We start from the raw sequence: 16,476 nt of genomic DNA on the forward strand, positions 1-16,476 counted from the left end.
CGACCATGCAGCTGCGGATGAACCTCGTCGACCGGTCCGACGGATCGAGCACGACCGTCGACCTGCGCGCCGCAGCCCACCACACGCTCGACGACCTCCTGGCCGCCCACGGCCGCACCGACACGAGGGTGCACGTCGGTGGCCGACGCGTACCGCCCGATGCGCCGATCGGTCGACCGCCCCTCCTCGACGCGGCGACACTCGTCCTCGGCTCCGACGACGCCGAGGAGGACACCCTGCCTCGGCGAGCGCCCCTTCGCGTCGTCACGACCTGCGGCCCTGACGCCGGCCGCACCCACGAGCTCCAGCCAGGGCGGCACACGATCGGCCGAGGCGAGGCTGCGACCCTGCGCGTCGCGGACGACGCGCTCTCCCGCGAGCACCTTGAGCTGACCGTCGACCGTGACGGCGTGCTCCTGCGTGACCTCGGCACGACCAACGGCACCACCGTCGACGGTGCGGCCGTCCCGGCCGCTGGCACCCGGGTGCGGGCCGGCAGCCACCTGCGCGCCGGCAGGAGCACCTTCGTCATCGAGGCCCACCGCCCCCGTCCCTCCCGTCGCACCGTGACCGGCGACGGCACCCTCGGGGTCAACCCGCTCCCCCACGTCCCGCGGGCAGGCGCACCGCCGACCATCACCGTCCCTGCCGAGCCGAGCTCACCGCGCCGACGTCGCATCCCGTGGCTCATGGTGCTGCTCCCGCTGCCCTTCGCCGGGCTCCTCGCACTCTTCTTCGGGCCGCGGATGCTCCTCTTCGGCCTGCTCTCTCCGATCCTCGTCCTCGGGTCCACCCTGTCCGACCGGACCAGCTCCCGCCGCGAGCACAGGGAGGCCCACGCGGCCTGGGTCCGGGACCGTGCACGTGCCGGCGAGCGCTTGACCGCCGCCCTGGCCGCCGAGCGCCGCGACCGGTTGCGAGCAGCCCCTGATGCCGCGGCGCTGCTGGATGCCGCACGGGGCGACGGCCCCCACCTGTGGGAGCGACGGGTGGGCCACGAGCTCCACCTGTGCCTGCGCCTCGGACTCGGCGCCCTGCCCGCCCGTCTCGACGTGGAGCACCGAGCCGGCACCCGGGAGCATCCCGTGCTCGACGACGCGCCCCTCGTCGTCGACCTCACCGACATCGGGGTCCTCGGCATCGCCGGCGACCGCGTCCGCCGCGACCGACTGGCACGGCACCTGCTCGGCCAGCTCGTCGTCCTGCACTCGCACCACGACGTGCGCGTGAGCGTCGTCGCCGACGACACGGGATGGTGGGCTCCCTTCGCCGGGCTGGTGCACCTGAGGGCGCACGACGACGACCCGGACTCCGCCCGGGCCACGGCCGACCCGGACGGCGGTGCCGCCGTGCTCGCCGACCTCGCCGCCCTGACGACCGCGCGAGTGGCGCAGACGCCCCGCTCACGGCACGACGCGAGCCCACCCCCGACGACCCACGTCGTCATCGTCGACGGCGCCGGCACGTGGCGCAGCGACCCCAACCTGCGCACGATCATGGGCACGGGGAGCGACCACCGGGTCCACGTCATCGCCCTGGCCGACGTCGCCGAGCACCTGCCCCACGAGGCCAGGGCGGTCGTCGCCCTCCACGACGACGACCTGCGCCTGCTGCGAGCCGACGAGCCGATCGCCCGCGGAGTCGTCGACGGCACCGGGGAGGCGTGGGCCCGCCGACTCACGACGGCACTGGCGCCGCTGCGCGACGCCACGCCCGGCAGCACGGGTGGCAGCCTGCCCACGGCTGCTCGCTGGGTCGACGTCGTCGGGTGCGACCCCGACGACCTCGACGGGTTCGCCGAGGAGTGGCGGCACGACGAGGGCACCCCCTCCGATCTCGAGGTCGTCGTCGGCGTCGGTGGCGACGGCCCGATGCGCCTCGACCTGCGCCGGGACGGCCCGCACGCCCTCGTCGCAGGCACGACCGGCTCCGGCAAGTCGGAGTTCCTGCAGACCTGGGTCGCCGCCCTGGCGGCGCACCTGTCGCCCGAGGAGATCACCTTCGTGCTCGTCGACTACAAGGGTGGCGCGGCCTTCGCCGAGTGCGCCCGGCTCCCGCACACCGTCGGCATGCTCACCGACCTCGACCCGACCGCCGCCGAGCGCGCCCTGAGCAGCCTCGATGCCGAGCTCACCCGGCGCGAGCACATCCTCGCCGCCTCCGGCGCCCCCGACATCGACCGCCACCACGGCGACCCGCTCCCCCGTCTCGTGATCGTCATCGACGAGTTCCGGATGCTCGCCGAGGAGCAGCCCGAGGCCCTCGCCCACCTGCTGCGCATCGCGGCCGTCGGGCGCTCGCTCGGGGTCCACCTCGTCCTCGCGACGCAGCGACCGGGGGGCATCGTCTCGGCCGACATCCGCGCCAACGTCAACCTGCGCATCGCGCTGCGGGTGCGCGACCGGTCCGACAGCGACGACGTCATCGGCTGCCCCGACGCGGCGGACCTCCCCGAGAGCGCTCCAGGGCGGGCTCTGGCGAGCACCGGGGGCGGTCCGGCGCGCGCCTTCCAGACCGGACGCATCGCCGGGCACGCCGCCGACTCCGAGGGACCTCTCCTCCTGCGAAGACCCGGCCGGCCCTGGCCCGTCGCCCCGCCGCAGCACGCTTCGGGCCCGAGTGACCTGGAGCGGCTGACCGCCACGCTGACCCAGCTGGCCGCCCGACTCGACGTGCCACCACCCCACCGGCCGTGGCTGCCGCCCCTGCCCGACGAGCTCACCGACACCCAGCTCCCTTCGGGCGAGACCGGCGCCGGCGCGCCCTTTGCCCTCATGGACCTGCCGACCGAGCAACGGCAGGTCGCCGCCGAGTGGTCGCCCGCCACAGGCCACTGGATGGTCGTCGGGGCGCCCGGCTCGGGGCGCACGACGGCACTGGCAGCCGTCGTCCACGCCGCCGCCCGGCGGTGGTCACCCGACCGGCTCCAGGTCCAGGTCATCGGCGACGGGTCGGCCACGACGACCACCCTGTCCGGCCTGGACCACGTCGGCAGCGTGGTCGACGGCGAGGATACGACGGTCGTCGGCAGGTTCCTCGAGCGCCTGGAGGCCGACATCAGCGACCGGCGTCGTCTCCTGCGAGCGAGCGGCCACGCCACCCTCGACGCGTGGTGGAGCGCCCACGACAGCGCCGGCGGGCCGACGCCCCCGCCACACCTCCTCCTCGCCGTCGATGGCTGGGGTCGGGTGACGCGCCCGCGCGGGGCGAGCGACCTCGGCGAGACGGCCGAGAGCCTCGAGACGCTCATGCGGGACGGGACCTCGGCCGGCCTGTGCGTCCTCGTCGCCGGCGGACGCGAGCTGCTGTCCGGGCGGGTGTCCTCCCTCGTCGCCTCGCGGCTCGTCCTGCACCTCGGCGATCGGGGCGACGCCGCCCTCGCCGGGCTCACCCGCACCCAGGTCTCCGAGCGCCTCGTCCCGGGACGTGCCCGGTGGCAGCCCGGCGGTCATCTCGTGCAGGTGGCCCGACCGGCATCCCCCGCCGCGCCCCGTGCTGCGCCGACCACTCCCCCGTGGACCGTGTGCGCACTGCCCGACGAGGTGCTGCTCGCCGACCTGCCGCCCGGCGACCGGGAGATGGTCCCGGTGGGCCTCGGCGGCTCGGGTCGAGACCCCGTGCTGTGGCGCACCGACGGTGCGCGCCGATTCCTCGTCTGCGGCCCGGCCCGCAGCGGCCGGTCGACGGCACTCGCCATGCTGGCCGGGCAGCTCCGCTCCGCCGGCCAGCCGCTCGTCGTCCTCGGCTCCCCGGCGCTCGCCGACGGCCTCGGCTGCCCCACCCTCGGGCCCGACGACCGCGACGAGCTCGTCACCCTGCGTCAGCAGCACCCCGACCTGGCGGTCGTCGTCGACGACCTCGAGCGACTCGAGGGCACCTCCGTCGCCGACGTCGTGCGCGAGATCGGGCGACGCCTGGATCTCGACCGCGGGCTCCTCATCGGGTCGACGACGACCCGAACGGCCGCCGGTCAGGTCCGCGGACTCGTCGCCGACCTCGCCCGCGAGCGCACCGGGCTGCTGCTCCAGCCACTCGCGCGGTCCGACGGTGACGCCCTCGGCCTGCGGGTCCCAGCGTTGCCCCGCCTCGCCGGGCGGGGCTACCTCGTCGTCGACGGCGTGGCCGAGGAGATCCAGGTCGCCCGGCCCGGCCCGACAGCGAGCTGATCCTCCTCAGGGCAGGCGGGGCGTCCGCGGCGGCTCGGTGCGACGTGTGCCCGTCGCCTCGAAGGCCGCGGCGATCGTCAGCAGCCGCACGTCGTCACCTCCGCGACCGGCGAAGGTCAGACCGACCGGCATCCCGATGTCACGCATCGTCCCCATCGGCACCGTGACCGTGGGGATGCCGAGGTGGCGGGGCACGAGGTTGCCGTTGGCGACCCACACGCCGTTGCGCCACGCGGCCTCGGCCGACGCCTCGCTGACGTCGGCATCCGCCGGCCCGACGTCGGCGACCGCGGGGAAGATCACCGCGTCGAGACCGAGTCCGTCCATCCACTCCTCGAGGTCGACCCGACGGGTCTCCTCGAGGCCGCGCAGCCCCCCTTCGAGCAGGGGCAGGGTCGTGACGTCCTCGACGACGCCGACCTCGCGCGCCCGGGTCACGTAGTCGGCGAGGTCGAAGTCGAGCTCACCGTACCGATCGGGCAACGCCCCCTCGGGGGGCGGGAAGATCTGCGCGCCGTCGACGTCGGCGAGCCGGTGGAGCCCCGGGTCGCCGTTGGCCCGCAAGAAGGTCTCCCAGCCCCACATCGACTGGTCCCAGATCTCCTCGTCGAGGTAGCCCTCCGGGAGCAGTCCGCGCGTCGCGACCGTCGGCGCACCGGCACGATCACCGTCGTAGTTGGACACCACGGGGAAGTCGCTCTCGACGACCTCCGCCCCCGCCGCCTCGAGGTCGGCCCGCGCCGCCGCGAAGAGCTCGAGGGAGCTGGCGCGCGGTACGATCCGCTCCCCGATGGGACCGCCGAAGCCGACCCCGGTGCCCGCCTCGTCGTCCGTCCCGAGGTACATGCGCGGCACCGCCAGGCGCAGTCCACGCAGAGGCTGCGAGCCGCCCGACCGCAGCGCGGGGTACGACGTCGGCCGGACCTGCGAGGGCGCAGGGACGTCGATCCACGGCTGGGTGCGCCACAGGTCGCCTGTGGTGTCCGGGTCGTCCACGACGATGACGTCGAGCACCTCGAGCAGGTCGGCGATCGTCCGGGTGTGCGGCACGACGACGTCCATCGAGGGCACGAGCGGCCAGTTGCCGCGCACGGAGATGACCCCGCGGGACGGGGTGTAGGCGCACAGGCCGTTGTTGCTCGCCGGAGCCCGGCCCGAGGACCACGTCTCCTCCCCCAGACCGAAGGCTGCGAAGCTCGCCGCCGTCGCCGTGCCCGACCCGTTGGACGATCCCGACCCGAAGGCCGCCGTGAGGTAGGCGCCGTTGTAGGGGCTCTCGGCACGCCCGTAGACACCGCGCTGCATCCCACCATTGGCCATGGGCGGCATGTTCGTCAGGCCGATGAGCACGGCACCGCCCGCCCGCAGCCGCTCGATGGTGAAGGCATCACGCTGGGCGACCAGCTCGGCGAAGGCCGGCGACCCGCTCGCGCAGGTCAGTCCACGGACGAGGTAGGAGTCCTTGGCGGTGTAGGGGATGCCGTCGAGCGGCCCGAGGGTCGCCCCCTGCGCCCGCCTTTCGTCCGACGCCCGCGCCTCGTCGAGCACCGCCGGGTTGGCGACGACGACCGCGTTGAGCGCGGGCCCGCCGCGGTCGTAGGCCTCGATGCGGGCGAGGTAGGCCCGCACGAGCCCCTCGCTCGTCGTCCGGCCCGTCTCCAGAGCGTGCCGAAGGGAGGCGATGTCCGCCTCGACCACGTCGATGTCGGCCATCAGAGCGCGCGGTCCGGCAGGTCCGCCGACGGTGCGAGCAGCGCCGCCACGACACCCGCGACGGCGACGACGGCCAGGGTCAGGCCCACCCACAACCCACTGGTCGTCGCCAGCGTCCACGCCGCCGGCAGGAGCAGGACGTTCCACACGATCGTCGGCGTGCGCGGCCACCGGGCCCCCTTGCGCCAGGCGGCAGCGAGCACCGCGAGGAGGATCGCGAAGATCAGGCAGACCACGAGCGACATCGACGCGACGTTGGCGTCGTCGCTGCGTCCGTCCGCGAGCTCGAGCCCGTAGAGGACGGCGGTCCCGACGAGGAAGAGGGCCTCGACGAGGCAGACGAGCGCCGCCGCGAGGGCGGACGGGGTGGGCGACGAAGGGGGTTGGCTCGAGGTCACGACCAGCAGCGTAGGTGACCCTTCGTGACTCATCACACGGCACGACGGAACAAAGCGGTCGTCCCACACTGTTGGCATACGGACCGGTAGCGTGAACAATGATGTGTGTTTTGGGTCGTGGACGCCCCGGCGGCACGACTCACACGTCGGCCCCGGCCAGCGACACACGATGTGCACGACCTCCCCGACGACAAGGAGCACCACCCCCATGGATTGGCGCGACCGCGCAGCCTGTCTCGACGAAGATCCCGAGCTCTTCTTCCCCATCGGCAACACCGGCCCCGCGATCGCCCAGATCGAGGAGGCCAAGAAGGTCTGCCGTCGGTGCGAGGTCGTCGACACCTGCCTCAAGTGGGCCATCGAGTCCGGCCAGGACGCTGGCGTCTGGGGCGGCCTTTCCGAGGACGAGCGCCGCGCGCTCAAGCGTCGCAAGGCCCGGGCCCGCCGAGCCGGCTGACATCTGACCACCTGACCACCGTCTCCGAGCACTCGCTCGGGGGCGGTTTCGTCGTGTCTGGCCCCGGTCAGCTCTCGACGCCGCCCAGACGCACGCTGAAGCGCACCCGCGTGCCGTGGGGCTCGGCGTCGTCCCAGCGGATCTGCCCGCCCAGGTCGTGCACCATCGAGGTGACGATGCGCGTGCCGAGGCCGGCCCGGCTGGGCCGAAAGCCCGTCGGGAGCCCCCGGCCGTCGTCGACCACGGTGACGCGCAGGATGTCGCCTTCGTCGTCCTCGGTCGTGCGCTGGGCGTCGACGTGGATCGAGCCGCCCTCGGGGATGCCGTGCTCGACCGCATTTTGCACCAGCTCGGAGAGGATCAGCCCCACCGCCGTCGCGTCCTCGGCCCGCACGAGCCCGAAGGATCCGGTCAACTGGGAGTCGATGGCGCCGCTCGTGCGGGCCACTTCGACGATCGCGCGCAGACCGCGCACGGCGACGTCGTCGAAGTCGAGGGCTTCGGCGAAACCCGTGCTCAGCGCCTCGTAGATCATCGCGATGACCCCGACGCGACGCTCCGCCTCGCCGAGCGCGGTCCGGGCCGAGGTATCGGGCACCCGGCGCCCCTGCATCCGCAGGAGCGCCGCGACGGTCTGCAGGTTGTTCTTCACCCGGTGGTGGATCTCCCGGATAGTCTGGTCCTTCGTCATCAGCTCGGCGCCGCGGCGCAGCAGCTCCGAGACGTCGCGAACGAGGACGATCGCGCCGTGCCGGGTCCGACCGCGGTACAGCGGCACCGCGCGCAACGAGATCGCGGCACCCCGGGTCTCCAGGTCGGAGCGCCACGCGGCGCGGCCCATGGCGACGAGGGCCAACCCCTCGTCCATGTGGCTCGTCTGGCCGGGCAGGTCGCTCATCACCTGGACGAGGACCTCCCCCTCCACCGGCCCCGGGTGGCCCAGCTGACGGATCGCGCTCAGCGCATTGGGCGAGGCATACTCCACGCGTCCCGCCTCGTCCAGCCGGATCACCCCGTCACCGACCCGAGGGGCCCCGCGCCGTGCGCCGCTCGGGGAGGTCGCATGGGGCCAGGTGCCCTCCGCGACCATGAGGAAGAGATCGTCGCCCATCTCCGCGTAGGCCTCTTCGAGGCGGGTCTGCGGCCGACCACTGTCGAGCTGGTCGTGGACGCTGAGGATGCCGATCGTGCGGCCGGCCCGCCGGACCGTGCGCGCCCGCTCGTGGATGAGGTCCTGGCCCCGCTCCCGCACGTGCTCGCTCTGCCCCTCTTGCGCCGCCCGGTCCACGAGGTCGCCGAAGACATTGCTCGCCGGTTGCCCGACGACCTCCTCGACGAAGACCATCGGGCCGGTCATGGGGCGGGTGTGCGCCGCGGCGACCCACCCCCCTTCGTGCTCGACCCACAGCACGAGGTCGCTGAAGGACAGGTCGGCGAGCAGGTGCCAGTCCTCCACGAGCAGGTGGAGCCACTCGGCGTCCTCGGCCTCGAGGCCCGGGGTGATGCGCAAGAAGTCGGCAAGTGTCCGCACGTCGCGATCCTAGTGACGCAGCTCCCCGGGCCCGCCCCGGGTCAGCGGGTGACGGACCGTAGGGTCCGCAGCGCCACCGACAGTGCGGCCACCCCCGGCGAGGACAGCTGTCGGATCCCGCCGAGCTGGGTCTGGACCCGCTTGGCGGCCTCGTCGTGGTCGCGCGACCACGACTCGAAGCGCGCGGACGCGTCGGCCCCCTCGTGCTCGAGCACCGAGCTCGTCAGCGACTGGAGCGTGGCGTAGAGGTCGTCGCGCAGGGCGCCTCGAGCCATGGCATCCCACTGCTCCTCGCGCGGCAGGCGGGTGACGAGGATGAGCAGCTCGTCGATGCCGAAGGTCTCGGACAGCAGGTAGTAGGTCTCGGCGACCTCGAGGGTCGTCCGGCCGCTCTGCTGCGCCATGTCGACGATGTCGAGGACCGAGTAGAGGTCGAGCAGGATCGCGGTGCGCCGGGCCAGGTCAGTCGGCACACCCGAGTCGACGAGGTCCTGCGTCTTGCGCACGAGGCGCTCGGCCTGCGAGCCCCGCAGCAGCTGCGGGATCTGCAGCGCGAGCTCGACGACCGGTGCGCTGAAGTGGTCGATCTCCTCCGAGACGTTGAGCCGGCCCGGACGGTTGGCGAGGAACCACCGCACGCCACGGTCCATCAGCCGCCGCAGCTCGAGGTAGAGACGGGTCTGCACGCGCGTGGGCACGACGTTGTCGAGCGCCTCGACGCGGGCGACGTAGTCGTCCAGACCGAAGACCTCACGGCAGACGAGGAAGGCCCTGGCCACCTGCGCCGACGTAGCGGAGGTCTCCTCGACCGCCCGCTGGACGAAGGTGATCCCGCCCCGGTTGACGAGGTCGTTGGCCACGGCGGTCGTGACGATCTCCCGACGAAGGGGGTGGGCCCGCAGCGCCTCGCCGTACGTCCCCTGCAACGGCGTCGGGAAGTACTCGGTCAGCTGCCGCTCCGTGGCCGGGTCGTCGGGCAGGTCGGACTTGAGGAGGTCGGCCTTGAGCGCGAGCTTGCTGTAGGCGAGCAGCACGGATAGCTCGGGAGACGAGAGCCCCTCCCCTGCCGCCAGGCGGTCGTGCACTTGCGCGCTGCTCGGGAGGAACTCGAGCTCGCGGTCGAGGTCACCGCGACGCACGAGGGTCTCCATGAGGCGCTCGTGGACGACGAGCATCGCCCCGTCCTGCGCCCGGGCATTGCCGAGCAACACGTTTTGCTCGTAGTTGTCGCGCAGCACCTGCTCGGCGACCTCGTCGGTCATCGAGGCGAGCAGCTCGACCCGGTCGGCCTCGTCGAGGATCCCCCGACGGATCGCCTCACCGAGCAGGATCTTGATGTTGACCTCACGGTCGGAGGTGTCGACACCGGCCGAGTTGTCGACGGCGTCGGTGTTGATGCGCACCCCGGCCTTGGCCGCCTCGATACGGCCCCGCTGGGTGGCGCCGAGGTTGCCGCCCTCGCCCATGACCCGGGCACGCACCTGGCGTCCGTCGACCCGGATGGCGTCGTTGGCGCGGTCGCCCACATCGGTGTGCGACTCGCTCGTCGCCTTGACGTAGGTGCCGATGCCGCCGTTCCACAGCAGGTCCACCGGGGCCTGGAGGACGAGGTGGATCAGCTCGTTGGGGGTGAGCGAGGTCGGCCCGTCGAGGCCGAGTGCGGCCGCGGCCTGCTCGCTCACCGGGATCGACTTGGCGCTGCGTGACCACACGCCACCGCCCTCGCTGATGAGCGAGCGGTCGTAGTCGTCCCACGTGCTGCGGGGCAGCTCGAAGAGGCGCCGGCGCTCGGCAAAGGACGCGGCCGCGTCGGGCTGGGGGTCGATGAAGACGTGCAGGTGGTTGAAGGCCGCGACGAGCCGGATGTGCTCGGAGAGCAGCATGCCGTTGCCGAAGACGTCGCCGCTCATGTCACCGATGCCGACGACGGTGAAGTCCTCGGTCTGGGTGTCGTGACCCAGCTCGCGGAAGTGGCGCTTGACCGACTCCCACGCGCCGCGGGCCGTGATGCCCATGCCCTTGTGGTCGTAGCCGACCGACCCACCCGAGGCGAAGGCGTCGTCGAGCCAGAAGCCGTACTCGCGGGCGATGGAGTTGGCCAGGTCCGAGAAGGTGGCCGTGCCCTTGTCCGCGGCGACGACGAGGTAGGAGTCGTCGCCGTCGTGCCGGACCACCCGGTCCGGCGGCACGATGGCACCGTCCACACGGTTGTCGGTCACGTCGAGCAGGCCGGAGATGAAGGCGCGGTAGGCCGAGCGCCCAGCCTCCATCCACGCCTCGCGGTCGACGGTGGGGTCGGGCAGCTGCTTGCCGAAGAAGCCACCCTTGCTGCCCGTGGGCACGATGACGGCGTTCTTGACCATCTGCGCCTTGACGAGGCCGAGCACCTCGGTGCGGAAGTCGTCGCGGCGGTCGCTCCACCGCAGGCCACCGCGGGCGACCGCACCGAAGCGCAGGTGGACCCCTTCGACCTGCGGGCTGTGCACCCAGATCTCGAAGGCGGGGTGCGGCTTGGGCATGTCCGGCACCTTGGCCGGCTCGAGCTTGAGCGAGATCCGCGGCAGCGGCTCGCCCTGCTCGTCACGGATGAAGTAGCTCGTGCGCAGCGTGGCCGCCATGACGCCGATGAAGGCGCGGATGATCCGGTCGTGCTCGAGCGAGGTCACCGCCTCGAGCGCCGTCTCGATCCGGGCGACGACCTCCTGCTCGGCGGCGGCGCGAGCGTCGTCGGCCAGGCCGTCGAAGCGCTCGGGGTCGAAGCGCACCTCGAAGAGCTCGACGAGGTCGCGGGCGATCTCGTGGTGGTCGACGAGCGCGGTCTCGAGGCTCGTCTGCCCCCAGCTGCCGCCCGCCTGCCGCAGGTAGCGCCCGATGGCGCGCAGCAGGGAGACCTGCCGCCACGTGAGGCCGGCCCGGATGACGAGCGCGTTGAAGCCGTCGGACTCAGTGCGCCCCGAGCGAACGGCCGTGACGGCCGACTCGACGAGGCCGCGCAGGGCCTCGTGCGAGTGCGCCTCCCACACGGCCGGGTCGTCGACGCGCAGGCTGATGTCGTAGACGCCCGCGCGGACGCCGTCGGCCCGGGTGAGGGTGTAGGGCTCCTCCTCGATGACCTGGACCCCGAGGTCACGGAAGATCGGCATGAGGTCGTCGAGGATGAGCTCCTCGATGCTGAAGAGCTTGAAGCGGCGGATCCGCGGGTCCTCACCGCCGCCGTGCCCGCGGCGGGGGTCGTAGAGGGCACAGGCGAAGGGGGTGCCCTCGCCCAGCAGCACGAGGTTCTTCAGGTCCGCCACGGCCTGGGCCGCGTCGAAGTCGTCCTGGTAGTCGACGGGGAAGCCACCGGCCCACGGCTGCAGCAGCTGCTGGGCGACCTCGGCGCCGACGAGCTTGCCGGCGGTGCGCACGAGGCGCTCCTCCCACGTGAGGACGGCCTCGGCGATCGCCGCGTCGAGGGCGGTGGCGGCCTCGCCCTCGGGCAGCTCGACCCCGCGCGTGCCGCGCAGCACGTAGTAGAGCCGGGCCATCGGCTCGTCGGAGACGTGCGCGGTGAAGGACACCTCGTCGGCCCCCGTCGACTCGCGCAGGTGGTCCTCGATGCGGTGTCGCACGGCCGTCGTGTAGCGGTCACGGGGCAGGTAGACGATCGCGGTGACGAACTGCCCTCGGACATCACGGCGCAGGAAGGCCGCCGTGCGCATGCTGTACGCCATCTGCTGGATGCGTGTGACGACGGCGCGCAGGTGCTCGACGGGGGCCTGGAAGAGCTCGTCCCGCGGGAAGGACTCGAGCAGGCGGGTGGCGAAGGCGCCTGAGTGGCTGTCGCGGGCCCACCCGGACTCCGCGAGGATCCGGTCGACCTTGTCCCGGATGAGCGGGATGGTGAGCACCGAGCTCGTGTAGGCCGTCGACGAGAACAGCCCGGCGATGCGGCGCTCGACGACCTGCCCCGCCTCGTCGGTGAACCTCACGGCGACGAGGTCGGGGTGGGTGACACGGTGCACGGGCAGGACTGCGTGCGACTTGCCGATCGAGAGGCAGCTGACGTCGGCGGTCTCGTGACCGAGTGTGCCGCCGAGCGGGGTGATGGCCTCGGCCGTCGAGTCGGAGCGCAGCATGCCCAGGCCGCTGCCGGGGATCGCGGTCACTGAGCCGTCGTCGGAGGCGAGGTCGAGCACGTGGTCCCGCGAGCCGATGAAGGTGAAGTGGTCGTCGACCAGCCAGCGGAGGAACTCCGCGGACGCGGTCTGCTCCTGGACGTCGCCGGTGCCGCGGCCCTGCTCGAGCAGGGCCGCGGCGTCGAGCACCTGATCGCGCATGGCGGACCAGTCGTCGACCGCCGCAGCGACCGCGTCGACGACCTCGGCCACCCGCTCACGCAGCAGCGACAGGTCGCAGGGCTCGGCCAGCTCGACGCGGATCCAGGACTCGTGGAGCACGCCAGCCTCGTCGTGCCCGGTGCGGGGGTCCTCGTCGAGGACCTCGAGGAGCGCGCCGTCGGCGTCCCGCCGGACGACGAAGAGGGGGTGGACGAGCAGGGAGACCCGGATCCCCTCGGACGCGAGCTCGCCGAGCACCGAGTCGACGAGGAAGGGCCGGTCCGCCGTGACGACGTGCAGGGCCCCGTCGACGACCTCGACGATCGTCTCCTGCGGGGCCCTCGTCGCGGCGACCTCGCGGTGGGTCGTCGCCATCGCGACGAGGTCGTGGGCACTGCGCTCGCGCAGCGCCACCTCGTCGGCGTGTCGCAGGTACCGCTCGACGAAGGCCGGGTCGACGCCGGCCGCGGTGGCGGCGGCAGCAAGCTCTCCGGCGATGCCGGGGGCGTTGTCGGTGACGGAGTGGGCAGGCAGCTGGGCCATGGGTGGGGCGTCCTCGATCTGCGTCGCAACTGGTCATCGGGACCTCGCTGTCCCGATGGTCGGAGCCTAGCGCTCATGATCTACGTCACGTGACCGGCCCGATGCTCGAAGGGGCGACGTCTGTGGACGACGCCCGCGACCGACGAGAGGGCGCGGCTAGGCTGTCCGGACCATGCCCCCTTCGCACCCTCGACCGGAGGACCTCACGGCTCTCGGCACCGCCCTGTCGGCCGCGGCCGAGTCCGCGGCCACCGGGGGCGAGGCCCTGCTCGACACGATGGTCTCGGTCGGCGACCACGCCACCCAGACGGCGGTCGACGCGTTGGTCGACGCCGCGATCGACACGCTGCGGGAGCTGTCCGCGTCCTGCCGCGAGATCTCCCTCGCCGTCTCCGGCCACGCGAGCCCGTCCGCGGTCTCTCGGTCCCCCGTGACGACCCCGCGGGGCACAGCATGAACCACCCGCTCCTCGGCGACCCGGCCTCCGTCAGCGCGCTCGGTGCAACCCTGCGCCGCACCGCCCTGGAGCTGACCGCCCACGCCGACCGGGTGCGCGCCACCCTCGACGACGCCTCTCCCGGGTGGACGGGGCCGCGCGCGGTCGCGACCCGGCAGCGTGTCGACCGGGTGGCGGCGTCCGCCGCGGCCAGCGCCGCGACCCTCGACGAGTGCGCGCGCTCGCTCCAGCAGTCGGCGGCCGAGCTGGCCGCGACGACGGCCGGCCTGCGCGCCCTCGAGGAGGAGGCCGCGGCCGCGGGCCTGCAGGTCCGCGACGGCACTGTGCACCGTGCCTGGGGCATCACGGGCGTCGCCGATGCCGGCGGCGAGGCCGCGGGCGCCGATCGGAGGGAGGAGCTGCAGGGTCGGGTGCACCAGCTCGTCTCGGGGTTGGGCAGCGACCGGGCTCGGCTCGCCGCGGACTGCCGGCGCGCGGCGCACGAGCTGGCCCTGGCGGCCGCTGCGCTGCGCACGTGACCACCCGCTCCGCGCGCTAGCGTGTGCCCATGAAGATCACCCGCAGCGCGACCCTGCCCGCCGGAGTCGACGAGGCCTTTGCCGTCATCCGCACCGAGGACTACCAGCTCGCCAAGGTGCGCGCGCAGGTCCCCGACGCGACGGCCACCGTCGCCGATGCTCCGGGCGGCGGGGCCAACGTGCACTGCGAGCGCAGGCTGCCGACCGCGGGCATGCCCGGGCCGGTCGTCTCCATGGTCGGCGACACCCTCACGGTGTCCGAGCAGCAGCACTGGCGCCCCGCTGCCGATGACGGGTCGCGCACGGCGGACCTCGAGATCTCCGTGGCAGGCGTGCCGGTCAGCCTCGTCGGCACGATCACCCTCGCCCCGGAGGCCGGCGCCTCCCGGCTGTCCGTGGCCGCTGACCTCACCTGCTCGATCCCGCTCCTCGGCCGCAAGATCGAGGCGGCCAGCAAGCCGGCGATCGAGCAGTCGATCGACGACGAGATCGCCGAGCTGACCACGCGCCTGTCCTGACGCCCCGGCCCCTGCCGACCAGGGGGCGTCCACGCGTCAGACGAGCGCGGACAGCTCCGTGACGTCGTACCAGAGCAGGTCGTCGTAGCCGGACCCGACCTCGCCGGCGCTCTCCTCGACATGGAAGGAGACGACGTCGGTGACCGGCACGTGCAGCAGCCCGGCGAGCGCGGCGTCCGTGCCACTCCCCCTCGCCTGGTCGACGTCCGCCGAGGCGATGACGCGTCGTCCGGCGCCGAGCGCACGGGCTGCGTCGAGCGCCTGGCACATGGCCTCGAACTCGAGGTCCTCCTCGTCCGCGGCGGGGTCGAGCGCGCGCACCTCGTCGGTGACGGCGTAGCCGGTGCGCTCCGGCAGCATCCCGTCCGCGGCGACCTGTGTCAGGTCGGACTCGAGCAGCGGCAGGTAGACCCGCACGTCAGGCCCTCCGGGTGCGCCGGGCCGAGCGCAGCTCGGCGAGGGAGTCCTCGATGGCCTGCGCGAGCAGGTCGAGGTCGGCCATGGAGTCGCGGTCGCCGGTGAGCCCGTAGTAGACCCGCCCGTCGTAGGAGGTCAGGCCGATCGACAGGCCCTGACCGCGCCCGAGCGGCATGACGGGGTAGGTCTCGACGAGCTGGCTGCCCTCGACCTGCAGCTGCTGCTGGGGGCCGGGCACGTTGGTGATGACGAGGTTGGACAGGCGTCGTGACATCACGCTGCTGAGCCGGGCGCCCAGGGTGTGGAGGGTCGGTGGGGCGAAGCCGGCGATCGACGCGAGGGAGGTCGCGCCCATGCCCTCTGCCGATGCCGACTCGATCTGCTGACGCATGGCGAAGGCGATCTGGTGCAGTCGCATCGACGGGGTGTTTTCCCCGATCGGCAGGTCGATGAAGCAGGCGGTCATCGCGGCGTCCGTCAGCGGGTCACCGGAGCCGTCGACGATGCTCACCGGCACCATGACCCGCAGCGTCGACGCGCTCGTCACCGGGAGGCCACGGGTCTGCATCCACGTGCGCAGCGCCCCGGTGACCGTCGCGAGGATGACGTCGTTGATCGTCACGTCGTCGACGTACTTGCCGCGGGTCAGCCGCGACCGGATCTGGCGGTAGTCGTCGAGGTCGGTGTCGACCATGACGTAGCGGCGGGCGGCGCCGACGTGGGCGTTGAGGGGAGAGTCGGGTGCTGGCCGGGTACCGACCTTCGCCAGGGTCGAGACGACCCGAACGGCCGTCTCGGAGGCGCGCCGGCCGGTCGCCGAGATGTCCCGCAGCCCGGCGCCGACGGTGGTGACGACGCGCGCCGGGTTGAGCAAGGAGCCGAGCATGGCGTCGGTGAGCAGCCGGAGGCTGGAGGGCTCCGGCCGCGGGGCGACCGTGCTGTCGTCGGCGGGCACCGCGGCGGGGTCCATGAGCAGGTGGGCCAGATCGACGGCGTGGATGCCGTCGACCATGGCCTGGTGTGCCTTGGTGACGACGGCGAAGCGCCCACCCTCCAGGCCCTCGACGAAGTACGCCTCCCACAGGGGGCGGTCCCGGTCGAGCGGACGAGCCATGATGCGGGCGACGAAGTCCTCGAGGTCCGACCGCGCCCCGGGCGTGGGCAGCGCCGACCGGCGCACGTGGTAGGCAAGGTCGAACTGCGCGTCGTCGACCCACACCGGGTTGTCCAGCCGCCCGGGCACCTCGCGGATGCGCTGCCGGTAGCGCCCGTGGCGCGCGACGCGGTCGCCCACCACCGAGACGAAGCGGTCGTAGTCGAAGCCCTCTGCCGGCGGGTCGAAGACCATGACCGAGCCGACGTGCATGGGCAGGGTCGGCTCCTCGACGTAGAGGAAGGCCGCGTCCAGGTTGCCGAGTCTGTTCACCACGAGGTCATCG

Annotated in this window: 11 protein-coding genes; 5 read left to right on the forward strand and 6 right to left on the reverse strand. The window is 73.1% G+C overall.

Annotation, left to right across the window (positions count from 1 at the left end):
- Nucleotides 1-5 precede the first annotated feature (5 nt).
- Nucleotides 6-4,166 carry an FtsK/SpoIIIE domain-containing protein gene (locus CWN80_RS02055; RefSeq protein ID WP_128276785.1) on the forward strand — a complete coding sequence of 1,387 codons (4,161 nt, stop codon included), beginning with the start codon at nucleotides 6-8 and terminating at the stop codon, nucleotides 4,164-4,166.
- Nucleotides 4,167-4,172: 6 nt separating this feature from the next.
- On the opposite strand, the gene CWN80_RS02060 is transcribed toward CWN80_RS02055, so the two are convergent.
- Together CWN80_RS02060 and CWN80_RS02065 are read right to left on the reverse strand one after the other, a co-directional pair.
- A complete protein-coding gene (locus CWN80_RS02060) occupies nucleotides 4,173-5,879 on the reverse strand; it encodes an amidase (protein WP_007925023.1) in 1,707 nt (568 codons plus the stop codon).
- Nucleotides 5,879-6,277: a hypothetical protein gene (locus CWN80_RS02065; RefSeq protein WP_007925024.1), complete on the reverse strand. Its 399-nt coding sequence runs from the start codon at nucleotides 6,275-6,277 to the stop codon at nucleotides 5,879-5,881. The genes CWN80_RS02060 and CWN80_RS02065 overlap by 1 nt, the downstream gene beginning before the upstream one ends.
- A gap of 208 nt (nucleotides 6,278-6,485) precedes the next feature.
- On the opposite strand from CWN80_RS02065, the gene CWN80_RS02070 reads away from it, so the two are divergent.
- The gene (locus CWN80_RS02070; protein ID WP_007925026.1) at nucleotides 6,486-6,734 is read left to right on the forward strand and encodes a WhiB family transcriptional regulator; all 249 of its coding nucleotides are present in this window, start codon (nucleotides 6,486-6,488) and stop codon (nucleotides 6,732-6,734) included.
- Nucleotides 6,735-6,801: 67 nt separating this feature from the next.
- On the opposite strand, the gene CWN80_RS02075 is transcribed toward CWN80_RS02070, so the two are convergent.
- Nucleotides 6,802-8,265: a sensor histidine kinase gene (locus tag CWN80_RS02075; protein WP_007925028.1), complete on the reverse strand. Its 1,464-nt coding sequence runs from the start codon at nucleotides 8,263-8,265 to the stop codon at nucleotides 6,802-6,804.
- 41 nt (nucleotides 8,266-8,306) lie between these two features.
- Nucleotides 8,307-13,127 carry an NAD-glutamate dehydrogenase gene (locus CWN80_RS02080; RefSeq protein WP_007925030.1) on the reverse strand — a complete coding sequence of 1,607 codons (4,821 nt, stop codon included), beginning with the start codon at nucleotides 13,125-13,127 and terminating at the stop codon, nucleotides 8,307-8,309.
- A 172-nt stretch (nucleotides 13,128-13,299) separates the two neighbouring features.
- Between CWN80_RS02080 and CWN80_RS02085 the strand changes: the two genes are divergently transcribed.
- The 3 genes from CWN80_RS02085 to CWN80_RS02095 are packed head-to-tail and all read left to right on the forward strand — an operon-like array spanning nucleotide 13,300 to nucleotide 14,620.
- Nucleotides 13,300-13,584 carry a hypothetical protein gene (locus tag CWN80_RS02085; RefSeq protein ID WP_007925032.1) on the forward strand — a complete coding sequence of 95 codons (285 nt, stop codon included), beginning with the start codon at nucleotides 13,300-13,302 and terminating at the stop codon, nucleotides 13,582-13,584.
- Nucleotides 13,581-14,102 (forward strand): WXG100 family type VII secretion target, encoded by a 522-nt coding sequence (locus CWN80_RS15290; RefSeq protein ID WP_157986895.1) that lies wholly within the window; start codon nucleotides 13,581-13,583, stop codon nucleotides 14,100-14,102. The genes CWN80_RS02085 and CWN80_RS15290 overlap by 4 nt, the downstream gene beginning before the upstream one ends.
- 29 nt (nucleotides 14,103-14,131) lie before the next feature.
- On the forward strand, nucleotides 14,132-14,620 hold the full coding sequence (locus tag CWN80_RS02095) for a DUF2505 domain-containing protein (protein WP_007928825.1): 489 nt from the start codon (nucleotides 14,132-14,134) through the stop codon (nucleotides 14,618-14,620).
- A gap of 36 nt (nucleotides 14,621-14,656) precedes the next feature.
- On the opposite strand, the gene CWN80_RS02100 is transcribed toward CWN80_RS02095, so the two are convergent.
- Nucleotides 14,657-15,037, reverse strand: coding sequence for a DUF6912 family protein (locus CWN80_RS02100; protein ID WP_007928827.1), 381 nt, complete (start codon nucleotides 15,035-15,037; stop codon nucleotides 14,657-14,659).
- A gap of 1 nt (nucleotide 15,038) precedes the next feature.
- A complete protein-coding gene (locus CWN80_RS02105) occupies nucleotides 15,039-16,466 on the reverse strand; it encodes a WS/DGAT/MGAT family O-acyltransferase (RefSeq protein WP_040881532.1) in 1,428 nt (475 codons plus the stop codon).
- Between the last annotated feature and the right edge of the window lie 10 nt (nucleotides 16,467-16,476).

It is taken from the genome of Janibacter hoylei PVAS-1 (assembly GCF_004025845.1).
GTDB classification, from domain to species: Bacteria; Actinomycetota; Actinomycetes; order Actinomycetales; family Dermatophilaceae; genus Janibacter; species Janibacter hoylei.